Origin of the sequence: Paenibacillus sp. J5C2022 (assembly GCF_025567625.1) — a bacterium.
GTDB lineage: Bacteria > Bacillota > Bacilli > Paenibacillales > Paenibacillaceae > Pristimantibacillus.
The window spans coordinates 148,949-164,965 of the sequence record NZ_JAOQJC010000001.1 but is presented as its reverse complement, the minus strand read 5'-3'; the positions used below and the strand labels follow the sequence as shown (position 1 = coordinate 164,965).

General features: G+C 56.0%; 13 protein-coding genes. All 13 read right to left on the bottom strand.

What is annotated here, in order from left to right; all coding sequences use genetic code 11:
- Positions 1 to 451 precede the first annotated feature (451 nt).
- The 13 genes from M6D81_RS00775 to M6D81_RS00715 all read right to left on the bottom strand — a co-directional run bounded on the left by M6D81_RS00775 (position 452) and on the right by M6D81_RS00715 (position 15,922).
- Positions 452 to 751: a DUF1294 domain-containing protein gene (locus M6D81_RS00775; protein WP_262674867.1), complete on the bottom strand. Its 300-nt coding sequence runs from the start codon at positions 749 to 751 to the stop codon at positions 452 to 454.
- 822 nt (positions 752 to 1,573) lie between these two features.
- On the bottom strand, positions 1,574 to 4,051 hold the full coding sequence (gene hrpB / locus M6D81_RS00770) for an ATP-dependent helicase HrpB (RefSeq protein WP_262674865.1): 2,478 nt from the start codon (positions 4,049 to 4,051) through the stop codon (positions 1,574 to 1,576).
- Positions 4,052 to 4,222: 171 nt separating this feature from the next.
- Positions 4,223 to 6,004: a copper amine oxidase N-terminal domain-containing protein gene (locus M6D81_RS00765; protein ID WP_262674863.1), complete on the bottom strand. Its 1,782-nt coding sequence runs from the start codon at positions 6,002 to 6,004 to the stop codon at positions 4,223 to 4,225.
- Between the two features lie 146 nt (positions 6,005 to 6,150).
- Complete coding sequence (locus M6D81_RS00760; RefSeq protein ID WP_262674861.1) at positions 6,151 to 6,858, bottom strand: adenosylcobinamide amidohydrolase; 708 nt, start codon at positions 6,856 to 6,858, stop codon at positions 6,151 to 6,153.
- Complete coding sequence (locus tag M6D81_RS00755) at positions 6,858 to 8,450, bottom strand: cobyric acid synthase (RefSeq protein WP_262674860.1); 1,593 nt, start codon at positions 8,448 to 8,450, stop codon at positions 6,858 to 6,860. Before M6D81_RS00755 ends, M6D81_RS00760 begins: the two co-directional genes overlap by 1 nt.
- Complete coding sequence (cobD, locus tag M6D81_RS00750; protein ID WP_262674858.1) at positions 8,447 to 9,547, bottom strand: threonine-phosphate decarboxylase CobD; 1,101 nt, start codon at positions 9,545 to 9,547, stop codon at positions 8,447 to 8,449. The genes M6D81_RS00755 and cobD overlap by 4 nt, the downstream gene beginning before the upstream one ends.
- 27 nt (positions 9,548 to 9,574) lie before the next feature.
- Complete coding sequence (cobS, locus tag M6D81_RS00745) at positions 9,575 to 10,405, bottom strand: adenosylcobinamide-GDP ribazoletransferase (RefSeq protein WP_262674857.1); 831 nt, start codon at positions 10,403 to 10,405, stop codon at positions 9,575 to 9,577.
- Complete coding sequence (cbiB, locus tag M6D81_RS00740; protein ID WP_262674855.1) at positions 10,387 to 11,364, bottom strand: adenosylcobinamide-phosphate synthase CbiB; 978 nt, start codon at positions 11,362 to 11,364, stop codon at positions 10,387 to 10,389. Before cbiB ends, cobS begins: the two co-directional genes overlap by 19 nt.
- The gene (cobU, locus tag M6D81_RS00735; protein WP_262674853.1) at positions 11,364 to 11,948 is read right to left on the bottom strand and encodes a bifunctional adenosylcobinamide kinase/adenosylcobinamide-phosphate guanylyltransferase; all 585 of its coding nucleotides are present in this window, start codon (positions 11,946 to 11,948) and stop codon (positions 11,364 to 11,366) included. The genes cbiB and cobU overlap by 1 nt, the downstream gene beginning before the upstream one ends.
- 15 nt (positions 11,949 to 11,963) lie before the next feature.
- Positions 11,964 to 13,034 carry a nicotinate-nucleotide--dimethylbenzimidazole phosphoribosyltransferase gene (cobT, locus tag M6D81_RS00730; protein WP_262674852.1) on the bottom strand — a complete coding sequence of 357 codons (1,071 nt, stop codon included), beginning with the start codon at positions 13,032 to 13,034 and terminating at the stop codon, positions 11,964 to 11,966.
- A gap of 69 nt (positions 13,035 to 13,103) precedes the next feature.
- The gene (locus tag M6D81_RS00725; RefSeq protein WP_262674851.1) at positions 13,104 to 13,883 is read right to left on the bottom strand and encodes an ABC transporter ATP-binding protein; all 780 of its coding nucleotides are present in this window, start codon (positions 13,881 to 13,883) and stop codon (positions 13,104 to 13,106) included.
- Positions 13,880 to 14,911 carry a FecCD family ABC transporter permease gene (locus tag M6D81_RS00720; protein WP_262674850.1) on the bottom strand — a complete coding sequence of 344 codons (1,032 nt, stop codon included), beginning with the start codon at positions 14,909 to 14,911 and terminating at the stop codon, positions 13,880 to 13,882. The genes M6D81_RS00725 and M6D81_RS00720 overlap by 4 nt, the downstream gene beginning before the upstream one ends.
- A gap of 3 nt (positions 14,912 to 14,914) precedes the next feature.
- A complete protein-coding gene (locus M6D81_RS00715; RefSeq protein ID WP_262674849.1) occupies positions 14,915 to 15,922 on the bottom strand; it encodes an ABC transporter substrate-binding protein in 1,008 nt (335 codons plus the stop codon).
- Between the last annotated feature and the right edge of the window lie 95 nt (positions 15,923 to 16,017).

The following is a 16,017-nucleotide window of genomic DNA, read 5'->3' as shown; positions in this document are numbered from 1 at the left end:
CAATCATGATAAAAAAACGGAAAGTTACTATATCACAACAAGAAAACTTTTGCAAGATCAAAATTTCATGAGCTTCCTTTTTCAGTGTTTCCTTCTTCCAGAATTTTCATCTTCCAGAGTTTTCATCTTCCAGCGCTTCCAGCTTTCAGTCCTTCCTTCTTTCAGAACTTCCTTCTTTCAGAACTTCCATCTTTCAGAACTTCCTTCTTTCAGAACTTCCTTCTTTCAGAACTTCCTTCTTTCAGTGCTTCCTTCTTTCAGAACTTCCTTCTTTCAGAACTTCCTTCTTTCAGTCCTTCCATCTTTCAGAACTTCCTTCTTTCAGTCCTTCCATCTTTCAGAACTTCCTTCTTTCAGTGCTTTCTACTTCAAAAACTCCCCTTTTCCATACTTTCACATTGCCATCCCAACTCCGCCATTGTATCTCCAATGTTCGCAGATATCGCCTTGTCTATTGCTGCAGTGCTCCCGAGCTCATCACCCAATAGCCTGTTATCAAAATAACCACGATCAAATGCAGCGCGAGGAGGAACGGAATGCCCACGGTAAATGAGCGATGCTGCGTCTTATGTCGCCACACCTTCATCCCCCACAGCGTCCCTGCCGCACCGCCGACTGCGCTAAGAAGAAATAGTCGTTTCTCTGGGGTGCGCCTTCGCTTGAGTTTTGCGCTCTTCTTATCCCAGCCCATTAACAGAAAGGTATATACGTTCAATATAACTATTGCGCCTATAATAACATAATAGATCAAGTCCTCACCGCCATTCTCATCATCGCATGTATCGACATTTTGTACGATTTTTCATACAAACGCCGCACATCCGCCCCACCAATCCAGCGCTTTGTACGATTTTTCATACAAACGCAGCACATCTACTCCACTTACCCAGCACTTTGTACGATTTTTCATACAAACGCCGCACATCCGCCCCACCAATCCAGCACTTTGTACGATTTTTCATACAAACGCAGCACATCTACTCCACTTACCCAGCACTTTGTACGATTTTTCATACAAACGCCGCACATCCGCCCCGCCAACCCAATACTTTGTACGATTTTTCATACAAACGCAGCACATCCGCCCCGCCAACCCAGCACTTTGTACGATTTTTCATACAAACGCAGCACATCCGCCCCGCCAACCCAGGACTTTGTACGATTTTTCATACAAACGCCACACATCCGCCCCGCCAACCCAGCACTTTGTACGATTTTTCATACAAACGCAGCACATCTACTCCACTTACCCAGCACTTTTTACGATTTTTCATACAAACGCCGCACATCCGCCCCACCAATCCAGCGCTTTGTACGATTTTTCATACAAACGCCACACATCCGCCCCGCCAATCCAGCACTTTGTACGATTTTTCATACAAACGCCGCACATCCGCCCCACCAATCCAGCACTTTGTACGAATTTTCATACAAACGCAGCACATCTACTCCACTTACCCAGCACTTTGTACGATTTTTCATACAAACGCCACACATCCGCCCCGCCAATCCAGCACTTTGTACGATTTTTCATACAAACGCATCTGATTTGTTGTTTTAATCAACTCGACCGTTACTTCCGGGGCTTGGCGCGATTGGTTGCAATAGCCGTTAAAGGATTGTCCGGCCAGTAATGCTTCGGATAACGTCCCTTCAAATCCTTCTTGACTTCGAAATAAGCGTCCGACCAAAAACTCTTCAAATCGCTCGTCACCTGCACAGGCCGCTGAGCAGGCGACAGCAGATGGATTGTCAGAGGAATTGTTCCTCCCGCCAGCCTCGGAGTTTCCGTCATCCCGAACAATTCCTGCAGCCGAACAGCGACAACCGGCTGATCAGGATTGCTGTAGTCGATCGGGATACGCGAGCCGCTTGGCGCTGTCAGATGAGTGGGTGCTTGTTCATCCAGCATTTTGCGATGTTCCCATGTCAGCAATCCGCTCAGCAGATCCGCCATTCTGAGCTGCTGCAGATCCGCCCTGCTCTTCAGTCCGTACAGATGAGGCTTTAACCATTCGTCTGCCGAAGCCAGCAGCGCCTCGCGTGTCATGCGCGACCATTCCGTTCGTCCGCTGCGAGCCATGAGCTGCATGCGCTCCAGCAGCGATTGCGCTTTCCCCTTCATCGGCAGGAAGCCCCAGCCCTTCTGACGGACGATATGAAGCAACACCTCCGAGATTCGATCCCGGTCGGGCTGATTCAGCGGATGCTCGGATAGAACGATTGCGCCGAGCATCCGCTTTCTGCTAGCGCGAACGGCCGCAGCTTGCTCGTCCCAATACATATGTTCTGAATCCCGAATATAAGCCGTCAGCTCCGCATCGATCTCCTCTTGCGACAATGCCGCTGCCAGCAGCACACGCCCTTCCGCTCCAGCATCATCCAATTCGCAAGCAACAACATACGGCGACGCGGACAAGGGCTGTTCGACCGGCATCACGGCTCCGCGTCCGACAGCCAGGAGCAGCCGTCCGTCGCTTCGCCGCTGCGCAATGCGATCGGGATACGCTGCAGCCAGCAGCACTCCGATGGAACGAAGACCGTCCCGTTCCTTCTTCATGCGCTCCGCTTCCAGCACGATTCGTTCCAGGTGCCCGGCGGCAGCCGTTATCCGCTGCAAGGCGGGATCGCGATTGCTGTCGCGACGAAGCTTGTCCAGCCTGAGCTCCATATCGACGTTGCGCTCGTGCGGCAAGATATCTCTGTCGCTTAACAACGCTGCAAGCTCGCAAGCGCTGCGAAGATCGTCAATCGACTTGGCCGACAGCAGCATCGCACCTAGCCGAGGATGGACCCCCAGCCGCGCGATAAGTCTCCCTTCAGCCGTCGGCTGACCGGACGTTTTCATCGCACCTAGCCGCTGCAGGAGATCTGCCGCTTGCCCATAGGCCGCCATGGGAGGCGGGGTCACCCAATCCAGCTCCGCGGGATTGGCAATTCCCCATATGCTCAGCTCCAGCGCAAGAGATGACAGGTCAGCGGACAACATCTCGGGAGCATTCTGATCCGCCAGATAGCGATGTTCTTCTTCGCGCCATAACCTGTAGCACGTACCCGGCATGAGCCTGCCGGCTCTGCCCCGACGCTGATCGGCTGACGCTTTGGAGACGGACACCGTCTCCAGCCCGCTCATGCCGGACTTCGGCGAGAAGCGGGACACCCGCATCAGACCGCTGTCGATGACGACAGTGACTCCGTCAACCGTGATGCTGGACTCTGCAATAGATGTAGTGAGCACTACTTTTCGGCGGCCGTCCATGCATACAGCTACCGCCTCCGCCTGCTGCTGAAGCGGCATGCTGCCATACAGCTCCCTGATTTGAACATTTGCCGGCAGTCCGGCAGATGCCAGCCAGCGCGAGGTTTGACGGATTTCTCTCACTCCGGGCAGAAAGGCCAATACATCGCCTTCGTGACTGTTTAACGCGCTTTGAATGCAGCGGCCCATCCGGGATGCCAGAGGCGTTTTTTTGTCCCCTTCAACATAATGCGTCTTCACCGGGAACAATCGTCCTTCGCATCGGATAACTGGCGCATGCTGCAATAAGGCTGCGATGGGCTCGGCCTCCAGTGTCGCCGACATCACGACCAGGCGCAGATCCTCGCGCAGCAGCTGCTGGGACTGCAAGGCCAAGGCCAGACCCAGATCGCCGTGAAGATGCCGCTCATGGAATTCATCGAACAAGATGACCCCTACACCGTCCAACGCTTGATCCTCTTGCAGCATTCTGGTCAGCACACCTTCGGTTACCACTTCGATGACAGTGCGAGGGCCTACCTTCGTATCCAGTCTAACCCGGTATCCGACCCGTTCTCCTACCGTCTCTCCCAGCTCTCTTGCCATATATTGCGCTGCCGCCCTCGCTGCAAGCCGTCTTGGCTCCAGCATCATAATCCGTTGTCCTCTCAACCAAGACGCTTGCAGCAGCGCAAGCGGCACGCGCGTCGTCTTGCCGGCCCCGGGTTCTGCCAGCAGCACGGCGTTGTTGCTGCTCGACAACGCTGCCAACAGCTCCGGCAGCACATGATCGATAGGCAGCTGCTTCTTCATCGTCAGTACAGTCCTTTCCTAGGCACAGTAAGCTCTATTTTACCACAATTGGCTTGATTATTTATCGGTCCGCCGAAACTGGCTACACTCTCCGTCCATACGCAAGAAGGCATCATCTCCAGTGCAGCAGCTGCAGGAGCGATGCCTTCGGCAATAATCTGGTAATCTTAACTACTCGACACGATCATCCAGCGGATAGAAGATCAAGTTGATCGGGAACGCGGAACCTGCCGGTGGACTGAACGAGATATCCAGACTCTCCTCGCGGCCCGTCGTTTTCGCCAGCATAATCATGCCGTCGAACGCCGTCAGTACGCCGGACGCCGGAACCTTGACCATCTCCCCATTCACCTTGAACGGACCTTTGAACGCGCCGCCCTTGGCCAGCACCATAATCGCCATCTTGCGCGGATTGTCGGCGTGAATGCGATAGACCGTTCCGTAATTGCCGGATAAGACGGCCTCAGTGCCGCGAATGGGATCGTACCCCATCTGGAACGGATCTTCCTTGCCGTCCCCTATGACAAGCTTATGAGGCTTCTTCAGTCCGGCATCCGTAAGATCCATCTCCCAATTAAAGCCGGCGATCTGGAAGGTACCTCGCACATGACCGTTGAAGGGAAGCTTGCGCATATCCAGCATCTTCGTCGATACGGAATCCGCTGCGGCGAACGTGAATTGCACCTCGCCATCCGTCTCCACATCGTACAGCAGATTGACCCCTTGACCGGGATAGAAGTCGGGGAACTGCTTGTAGATGAACGTCTGGCCTGCGGGTATGGCAATCGTCTCGTCCGCCTTGTCCTCCATCAGGAAGTCGACAGTCGCTTCACTGCCGATCAGATGGGCGTAGATGGAGGGATATACTTCTCCCTTGTTGGTCGTGCGAACTTTAACGGGCTTGTCCGATTGATTCGTGGCCAGTATGGCGAATCCGACCTTCTCCTTCGTTCCGTTCAGATGATCGGCGTAGAGCCTTCCCTTGCCATTGATGACATCCTGGTACAGAATGCCCGTCTCCGTGAATGTCTCCGGACTGTCGCTCATAAGCATCGTGCGGGATCTGTCCAGCTCGATCTCCTTCTCCAGACTAGGCAGGTTGAAGTAATGGCTGTACAGCGTGCTCCAATCCATCGGCAAATAGCCGCCGACCGGCTTCGTATAGATGGGATACTCCTCTTCGGTCATATACACTTCATCCTCGATCACAAGATTTCGCGTATACGGCGCACTCTCATGACCATGCTTGTCCTTCACCTTCAGCGTAATAGGGTAAGTGCCGGCTTTGAAAAACACCTCTTCCTTCCCTTCCCATTCCTGCTGATGCCCTTCCGCATCGGGATCGTAGCTCAGGTTAATATACTTGATCGGTTCGCCGATCCGGTAGCTGCTCTTGCCGAAGGTGAACTTGGCGACAGGCTTGGAATTGTTCTTGTCGGGATCGTACAGGCCGTCCGGCTTCTTCGCATAGACAACATCAACCCTTCTAAGCTCGTTGTTGTATGTATAGGTTGCGCCCATATAGTCGGACAGCCATCTCAACTGGATCAGCAGCCTGCCCTTCGACAGCATCGCGACATCATCGAAATTATGCAGCAGCCCGTTCACCCATACTTCCTTATTCTCGGTGTCCAGCGTAATGATGTGGCTGGGCGTCTCCATGAGAATAGTGCGTGTCTCTTCGTCCCATTCCACCTTCATGCCGAAGGTGTCGCCCAGAAATTTGGCAGGAACGTACGTGCGTCCCTTCTTGATCACGGCTGGCGAATCCAGCATCACTTGCTCTCCGTTCAAAAAAGCTTCCGGTTGATCGACATAAAATACAACGTATGAAGTTCCTGAAGTAATGGCCTGTTCCTGCTCGGCTGCCGCCTGGAGAGGTGCGGTCAACAGCATGAGCGACAGCATGGCTGCTGCCGCTTTCGTCTTATTGCGGCGATTCGTGGAAATCATTCATCTGGCCCCTTTTCATCGTTTACAATATCAATCCGGCATCATCATTATGCTCAAAAAGACAATAAGAAACCGGTCAACCTATAAACGTCACACATTCAGAAAAGTTGCACCGATTCCCAACATGCCTGATTGGCTACCAGTACTCAATCTTCGTCCTGGGTCTTGCAGGCCACGTACACAGACCTGTAGACAGCCTCGGCAAGCGTGCAGCCCAACGAGGTGGCTGAGCCGGCATACACGTGCTTGACTCCCCAGCTCATATTCTGTGTAACGGCAATCGCAATGGCGTCCGTCGTCGTTCCAGTCGCGGATTCCCCGTTCGCCCGCTCGACGATTCCCAGCTTCTGGAGGGCGGCCGTCTTCGCTTCCGTCGCAGTAATGACCGCGTTCACCATTGCAGACTCGGACAACTCCCCATCAATAACAATCATCGTATTGATGGTACCGGGCATATACGATGGGAACGTCTTTCTCGGCAAGCCCGCCCTTGCCGCATTCTTCGTTCCCGAGGTCGTGCAGCAGAGCAGCTTGAAGCCATCCCCTTCAGATTCCTGCACGGCAGCATGTGTCAGCTTGGCCGCCGTAATGAAGCCGACCGTCCGCTCGGAATTGTATCCCCATTGCACGCACTGTTCGCGTATATCCCGTACGGGATCGTCGCATTGATACGTCAGCGGCACCTTCCAGTTCACCATCGCATCCGCCTCCGAGAATCCTCCCGGCCATACGGCGCTGCTAAGCGCATATAACGGCTCCTGGCTCTGAAGCTCGATCCTGTCTTCCTTCAATAATAGTTGAACGCCTGGGCATAGCCGAGACACATATTCGTTACCAATGCGAAATGGTTGCATTAATGGCTCGACTCCTTCCTCAATCCGGCTATATCGTATATGAGCGGAACGTTCAGACACATCCTTGCATGTTCGGCCAACCGGTCGAATGCCGTTTCCCTGCGCCGCCGGAACGGAATGCCGATGGCCTCTCCCTCCAGAGCAGCCCACCCTTTGCTTGTCCGGATATCGTTCAGCCATTGCCGTCTGAAGGCATCGTTCTGAAAGATGCCGTGCAGAAACGTGCCCCATGTGCGACCATCCGGCGAGGCGGCACCTTCCGGTCGCTCATTCTGCTTGCCGCACGCTATACGAAACGGCTGATGTTCCGGAGGCTTCATCCATTCCACGGCTCCCATATGAATTTCGTATCCTTCGATATCTGTCTCTTCATGTAAGGAAGTTATGCGGGCGCGTCCTCGCACTTGAAGCGTCGTTTTCTCTTCTCCGAACAGGATGCGGAACGGGAACAGCCCCATTCCTGTCATGGAGCCTTCGGAAGACTCTACCCCTTGCGGGTCAGATAGCTCCAATCCCATCATTTCATAGCCGCCACATATGCCGACAGTCCATCCTCCCCGTTCCTTATGGTTCAGCAGCAGCGATTCCAGACCTTGCTCACGAAGCCAAGCAAGATCCTCCAGCGTATTTTTGCTGCCCGGTACGATGACAGCGTCCGGATTCCCCCACTGCTCGGGAGAGCTGACATAGCGCAATGACACATCCGCCTCGAAGCGCAGCGGGTCCATGTCGGTGAAGTTGGAGATGCGGGGCAGCCTCAGCACGACAACATCCAGACGCTCCTGTTGCATCCCTTCAAAATACTTGGAAGATGACGGCGATTGGCTGCCGATCGCCAAGGAGTCCTCGTCCTCCAGAGCCAGATCCGGCAAGTGGGACAGCACCCCCAGCACCGGCTTGCCTGTCCGCTCCTCCAACCAGGAAAGCCCAGGCTGCAACAGCGACAGATCGCCCCTGAACTTGTTGATAATGAAGCCGCATACCCGGTCGCGCTCCTTCTTCTCCAGCAGCTCCAACGTGCCGACGATAGCGGCGAACACGCCGCCCCGGTCAATATCCGCCACCAATATGACTGATGCCTCCGCCCATTCGGCCATCTGCATATTAACGATATCTCTGTCCTTCAGATTGATCTCAGCCGGGCTGCCCGCTCCCTCCAACACGACAATATCGTGTCGGGAACGGAGCCGCTGCAGCGCTTCCCGGACAATTCCGCCCGCTACGGGCAAGTACTGGCTCCGGTATTCCGCCGCCTCGTAATCCCGAAGCGGCTTGCCGTGCACAACGACCTGCGAGCGCATGTCTCCTGACGGCTTCAGCAGAATCGGATTCATATCGGTAGTAGCCGTTATGCCGCAAGCGTCAGCCTGCATGGCTTGCGCCCGACCAATCTCCTTGCCGTCTGCCGTCACATAGGAGTTAAGCGACATATTTTGCGATTTGAACGGTGCGGGACGATATCCATCCTGCTTGAATATGCGGCAGAGAGCGGCGGTGACGACGCTCTTGCCGACATCGGAAGCCGTTCCCTGAATCATCAGCGTACGACCCGCCGCCATGCCGCTCTCCGCTTGCCATTCCTTTGCCCTCATGCGAGTTCCCCCTCCTTGCCTTCCGCCATCATCTCCGTCAATCTCTCCAGCAGACTCGCATTCTGCTCGCGCAGCTTCACTGCCACTCGAATATATCGTTCGTCCAGGCCAGGAAATAAGGAAGCATCGCGGATGAGCACGCCCGTTCTCCCCATCGCTTCCTGCAAGCCGGAAGCATTCAGCTTCATCCTCTCCGGCAGCCGCAGCAGCAAATAGTTCGCATCGCTTGGCGTTACGATAAACCCGAGCTTGGTCAATTTCTTCGCAAGCCAAGTCCGCTCCTCGCCAAGCCATGCCAGCGTACGGCTAACGAACGGCATGTCTCCGATCACAGCTTCACCAATCGATTGGGCCAGTGAATTCACGCTCCATGGCACTTGCAGGCTTCTCATGCCAGCGATTAACTCAGGAGCAGCTGCTGCGTAACCGAGCCGAATGCCGGGAACGGCATAGAACTTCGTCATGGAGCGAATGACGATCAGACGAGAGTGGCGCGCAGCTTCCGCTACCATAGTCAGCGTCTCCGAGCCCGGTACGAAATCAAGAAAAGCTTCATCCAGCACCACATATGCTCCGCTGTCCAGCAGCTGTTCGATTAGCTTCCGGTCCATTAATCGCCCAGTGGGATTGTTCGGGCTTCCCAGCATATACAGTCCTACACCCGACTGCGCCGCCTGCTGGAGCTGATCTTGCCCCAGCTCGAAGCCGGACTGCGCCGACAACGGGATGCGGTGAAGCCGGCCTCCCACCTTGCATACCGCATCGGCATATTCCGAGAAGCAAGGCGACACGACGGCTGCCGCTTCCGGAGCAATGGCTCTAACCGCCAGATCGATCAGTTCCGCCGCTCCATTGCCGATCAGCAGACATTTCTCGTCAATGCCGTACAGATTCGACAATAGTTCCTTAAGCATGCGGGATGCAGGATCGGGGTAAGCCTGTATCCGCTGTATGTATTGCTGCACGATATCCCCGACGTACTCCGGCGGGCCAAGCGGATTCATATTGGAGCTGAAGTCCAGGAAGTGAGCGGATTCTCTTCCGAACGCTTCCGTTGCAGTCGTCAAGTCTCCCCCATGTCCAAATCGTTCCAGCATATCGACATCGTCCTTTCTACCTTCTTCTTATCCTATATGTCGCCATATGACAACGGCGAGCAGCAGCAGTGTCTCCAGCGCTTCGTTCATCGCACCGTACGTATCTCCGGTCAGACCGCCAAGCTTTCGGTTCAATGAAGCGGCCGATGCCGTCCCCGCTAAAACTGTCAAGATCAAGGCCGAAGCGGCAATCATCAAAGCGTTCATATAGTTAACTTCATTAATCATTAATGCTGCAAATGAAATCAAGAGCGACAAAATCGCTGAAAAACCAATGTTTTTATTGTTAACACCATTAAATAAATTGGCCATTCCTTCACCTTGCCGTGCAGTCTTCCACCAGGCAATCGCTGCTCCCATCCAGGAGCGGCTCCAGCAGCAAGCCAAGATCCATACGGCAGCCAATGGTATTGCCCCCGCTTCACTGCCGGCGTCACCAGCCGTCAACAGCTCTGCAATGAGAGAAGCTTTCAGCATAAGCAACAGCACAGCGGCAAGTACGCCCATCGCTCCGACGCGGCTGTCCTTCATGATGTCAAGCATCCGCTCGCGTGAGCGGTGGCTGAGCACACCGTCAGCCGTGTCCATCCATCCGTCCAGATGCAGACCGCCCGTCAGCGCCGCCCATAACGCCACGAGCAGAACAGCGGAAGGCCATGGCGGAAGCAAGTGAGACAGCAGCCACGAAGCAGCCGCAAGCAGCGTCCCAATGGCCAATCCGGCAACCGGGAAGTAAGCAATGCTTCTGGTCAGAACAGGAGGCGTGAATGGCACATTCAGCGGAACCGGAATCCGCGTCAGGAATTGGACGGCAGCCGCTATCGCATAACCATGCTCTCTCAAGCGCATATGAGCCATGTGAGCATCACTCCTATCCATATGATTATGCTGACCGCGTACAGCAGCCTCACGCTCTGCCTGATATGGCAACGCTGCAGTGATTGCAGCGGCCAGCCCATGCGCGCCCGTTCGCTCATGACGCCAAAGTAGCGGTTGCTGCCGCCAAGCTGTACGCCAAGGGCACCCGCGGCGGCGGATTCCGGTATGCCGCTGTTCGGGCTTGGGTGGCTGCCGGCGAATGTCCGCATAGCACGCCAGCTGCGTCTTCCGTCCAGCCCGGGCAGCAGATAAGCCGCGACAACCATCATAAGGCCGGTCAATCTGGCGGGTATGTAATTCAAAACATCATCGGTGCGGGCCGAGCACCAGCCGAAGTCGGAGTACTTGTCGTTGCGGTAGCCGACCATGGAATCCAGTGTATTCGCTGCCCTGTACAACATGGCCAGCGGCGCTCCGCCAAGCAAGGCGAACAGTATCGGCGAGACGAAAGCGTCTACGGTATTCTCCGCTACAGTCTCCACCGTAGCGCGGACAGCTTCAGACTCATCGAGACTGTCCGTGTCTCGCCCCACGATATAACCGACATATTTCCTTGCTTCGCCAAGATTGCCCTCGATCAGCGGTCGATAGACGGACATCGCCGCTTCCTTCAAGCCCTTCACGGCAATCGTCGTGGAGATGAACCAGGCGCTCACCGCGTAGCCCAGCCATGTGTGAACCATATCGGCAAGCTTCACGATCCCCCACATCGTCCCCCAGCTTGCGGCCAATACAATGACAGTCAACAGAATCCCGTACATTCGCTTCTCACCGCTGCGCTGACAGCCGTCCTGACGCAGCCATGCCCGCTCCAAACGTCCGATCAGCCGGCCGATCCATATGACGGGATGAGTAGGCCATCTGGGATCGCCTATAAGCCAATCGATTGCAATCGCAGCCATCGCCAGCAGCAGCAGCTCCTGCAGACTGTACTGCATTACATATCCTCCCAGCGGAAGGCCGCCGCCCGCAGATCGATCGGAATGCCCGCTGTCACCAGAAATACCCGTTCGCAGACGGCGGCTATCCTTTGATTCAGCCTGCCCGCCTCGTCACGGAATTGTCTGCCGAGCGGATATTCCGGCACGATGCCGTCTCCTACTTCATTCGTGACGATCAGAAGGGGATACGGGTAACGAACGATCGCTTCCACAAGACGATCCGCCTCTCCGTCGCATTGCCTGCTCTCCGCAGCTTCCTCCTGCAGCAGCACATTGGTGAGCCATAACGTGAGGCAGTCCAGAAGCACGACCGGAGCCTTCCCACCCCCGGCGGCGAGCGAGTCGCCTTGCCGGCGAAGCTCCTCCAGCAGCTCCGCGACCCGAAGCGGCTCTTCTCTCGTCACCCAACGGAAGCCCGCAATCTCCCGATCCTGCCGATGTCTGCGGACGCGCTCTCTCATCTCATCGTCGTAAGGCTGGCAGGTGGCGATGTAGACGCCGCTGCTTGCAATCCGCTGCGCATATTGCTCCGCGAAGCCGCTCTTGCCGCTTCTGGCTCCGCCCGTGATCAATATTGCCAATGCCATCCCCTCCCGCTAACTGTTCTCAAGTCCGATATCCTCGAATGTGGCCATTTCCTGCATCAGGCGAAGCGCCGCTTCCACATAATGAAAAGCCAGCACCGCGCCGGTGCCTTCGCCGAGCCGCATGCCAAGCTGCACCATCGGCTGCAGTCCCAGCTTCTCCAGCAGCAGGCGATGACCTTGCTCATGCGACAAGTGCGAGGCGATCAGATACGGTCTCACGCCTTCCGCCAGCTTCAGAGCGACAAGCGCCGCCGCAGAGGAGATGAAGCCGTCTACCACGACAGGACAGCCCCTCATCGCCGCACCGATATAGACGCCGGCGAGACCTGCGATTTCCAGTCCTCCCACCTTCGCCACCACATCGACAGGGTCATTCCTATCCGGATCATTAACGGCAATGGCGCGCTGTACCACTTTCACCTTGTGCGCCAGCGCTTCGTCGGAGATGCCGGTGCCTCTGCCGACAGCCTGCTCCGGCGACAGCTCAGCAAGCACGGAGGCGATAGCGGCGCTTGCCGTCGTATTGCCGATCCCCATCTCGCCTGTCGCGAACAGTCTCACCCCTTGCTCTGCTTGTGAGCTGACGACTTCGATTCCTGTCAGTATCGCTTGCAGCGCTTGCTCGCGGTTCATCGCCGCACCTTTTGCCATATTGTGCGTGCCCATCATGACTTTGCGGCTCAGCAGCATGGGATGCTCAAGCTCTGCTGCTACTCCTACGTCGACGCAGACGACCTCTGCACCCGCTTGACGGGCAAGCACATTGACAGCGGCTCCTCCCGCCAGGAAATTATGCACCATCAGAGGCGTTACGCTTGATGGGAAGGCGCTTACCCCCTCCTCGCACACACCATGATCCGCGGCCATGACGATGACCGCCTTGCGCGACAGCTCCGGCCACAATTCGCCGGTAATGCCGGCCAGCTGTGCAGCCAGATCCTCCAGTCTGCCCAGACTTCCCGGGGGCTTGGTCAAGCCGTCGGAATGCTGTCTGGCCCGCCTCGCATATGCCTTATTGAACGGACGTATGCCGTCTATCGCTGCCTGCAGTTGTTCTTCATATCGCTTCTCCGTTGTCATTGCGATTCATCCTCCCGCTCAAGTTGCTATCATCCTTATGTCCCTCTCTTCCGCCAGCCGGCGCCTCCCCTACTTCCCCGGCTGCAGCATCATCTGCGGTACACCGCATGACGGATGAGGAACGATGGTCGCTCCAGTGCCATACATGAACCGGATCAGCTCCTCCGTCAAGACTTCTGCGGGCGTCCCGTACGCCGCGATAGTTCCGCCGTGCAAGGCTGCCAGCTTATCGCAATACAGAGAAGCCAGATTCAGATCATGAAGCACGGCGACGACGAGCAAGCCTTCCTTCCGCTGCCACTCCTTAACTGTGTCCATCAAGCCGGACTGATACCCGATGTCCAGATACGTCGTCGGCTCGTCGAGCAGCAGCACCTTCGGTTTCTGCACCATCAGCTTTGCAAGCGCCACGCGTTGCCGCTCCCCGCCGCTGAGCTGATGCATTCTGCGACGCTTCAGCTTCTCCAGTCCCATTGCATGCAAGGCGTCTTCAATGATCGGTTCCGGATCGTCTCCTTCCCCTCCAAGCCAGCTCTGATGCGGGTATCTGCCCATTGCGACCACTTCATGCACCGTAAATCCGACCGGAGGTATTCCGCCTTGCTGCAGGACGGCCATACGACGCGCGAGCTGCTTGCGCTCCATCCGTGCAATGGACTGCCCGTCCAGATGCACCGTTCCCTCATCCGGCTTGATCGTACCCGCCATAATGCCTAGCAGTGTGGACTTGCCTACCCCGTTCGGGCCAATAATGCCGTATATTTCTCCGGAACGAAGGTCCAGCGCAATATCCTCAAGCAAGGAAATTCCGCCAATCTGTTTCTTAATGCCTTCCGTCTGCAGCTTCACAACTCGCCGCCTCCTTCCCTCTTCTTGCGTCTGTATAGCAAATAAGCGAAGAATGGCGCACCGATCAAGGCAGTCACGACGCCAAGCGGAAGTTCCCTCGGGCTAAGCAGCGTTCTGGCCAGCGTATCCGCCCATAACATAAAGATGCCGCCGCCAATGGCAGCCAGGGGCGTAATAAGGCGGTAGTCGGGCCCGACAGCCAGCCGGATCAGATGAGGTACGACCAGTCCGACAAAGCCGATAACGCCGGAGACGGATACCGCCGCTGCGGTAAGCAGTGTCGAAGTAATGAGTACGACCAGCTTCGTACGTTCCGTCCGAACACCCAGATGGGCGGCATGTCGCTCGCCAAGTGCGAACAGGTTAAGCGCTCCGCCATAGTAGAGAAGCACTGGCAAGCCTGCTGCAAGGAACGGAATGACCATATAGAGATGGTCCCAGCTGCGCATCGCAAGCGAACCCATAATCCAGAACAGAATTTGATTCACGACGCCTTCCGAGAGAGAGACCATTAAAGAGACGAAAGCTCCAAGGAACGCTTGGATGACGACGCCGGACAATATGAGCGTCTCGATGCCCATCCTTCCGTCATAGCGCGACAACCAGATCACAGCAAGCAGCGTCACAACGCCAGTACCGAACGCGACTAGCGGTATCGTCCACAATCCGATCGCATATTGCATGCCGAACAAGATAATAAAAGCCGCGCCTACCGAGCTGCCGGAAGCTACCCCGAGCGTATAGGGATCGGCGAGCGGATTGCGCAGCACCCCTTGAAAGCCCGTGCCGGCTAGCGCAAGACATGCGCCGACCAGCACCGCAAGACAAACCCGGCTAAGACGCACCTGTGTAACGATGGCGATCTCTCCGTCGCTCCAGCCCCCCTCTCCCTTCGCCCAGGGCAGCTGATGCCACAGGATGCCCCACACATCGAGGAACGAAAGTCCCGCGGAGCCGATCGACATGCAGGCAATCATAGAAACAACAAGAAGGAGCATGGCTGCTCCCCCGTATAAATATCCCTTCATCTTCTATTTCATCAGCTCGGGATGAATGGCATCCGCAAGCTCTTGCAATCCCTCCGCCAGTCTTGGGCCGACTCGGACAAGCGGATCATTCGTCACCATGACCATTTTCCCGTTCTTCACGGCGTCTATCGCTTCCCAGCCCGGACGCTCCTCGATCGCTGTCAGTATGGAGCTTTTCTCTTCACCGAAGTCCGGATAAATGATCACTTCCGGATTTTGCGCTATGACGTCCTCGGCGTTCACCTGATACCAGCCTGCCTGTCCCCCGGCAATGTTGCTGCCGCCCGCAATAGTCAGCAGCTCGTCCAGGAACTCTCCCGATCCGACCGTATAGCCCGGAGAGAACTCCAGGTATACCCGTTTCTTCTCGGCATCTTGAACGGCCGTTTCCACCTTCTCCCTCACTTCGCGCATATGCCCTGCCACTTTGGCAGCTTCTTCGTTCTCATTCACGATTCGACCGATTTCCTCGATCTTCGCTATGACCTCATCGTAAGTTTTGGGCTCGGAAGCGTACACGTTAACATTCAGCTCGCGCAGCTTGGCGATCGCATCGCCGTTCATGGAGGCCGACGCCAGCACCAGATCCGGGTTCAGCGCCAGCACCGCTTCGATGTTAGTCGTCATATCGCCGATCTTGGCCATGTCGGCCGCTTCCGGCGGATAATTGCTCCACTCGTCCACTCCGACCACTCGATCGCCGGCACCGATTGCGAACACTGTCTCCGTCTCGCTTGGCACCAGCGTGACGATCGCGGACGGCTGCTGCTGGAATGTCACCTCTGTTCCGGTTGCATCGGTTACCGAGTAAGGATATGTCGTATTGCCGGTTGAAGCCGGTTCTTCCGTCGGTTCTGGCGATGGCGATTGTACGGCAGGCGTTGCCGTCGCTCCACCTGCGTTCGCGCCGTTACCTTCCGTCCCCCCGTTCGCTCCGCATGCTGCAAGCAATAACATGAGCATGACAAGCAGCATGCTCGCAATTGCATTCTTGTTCCATAGTACTTTCATAATGATCATTCGCTCCCCTATTGTAGGTTTCTCTCTTGTCACCTTTCTCCTGCTCCAACGCCAAATAAGCGTGCCCGGGCCATGTGCCGGATACG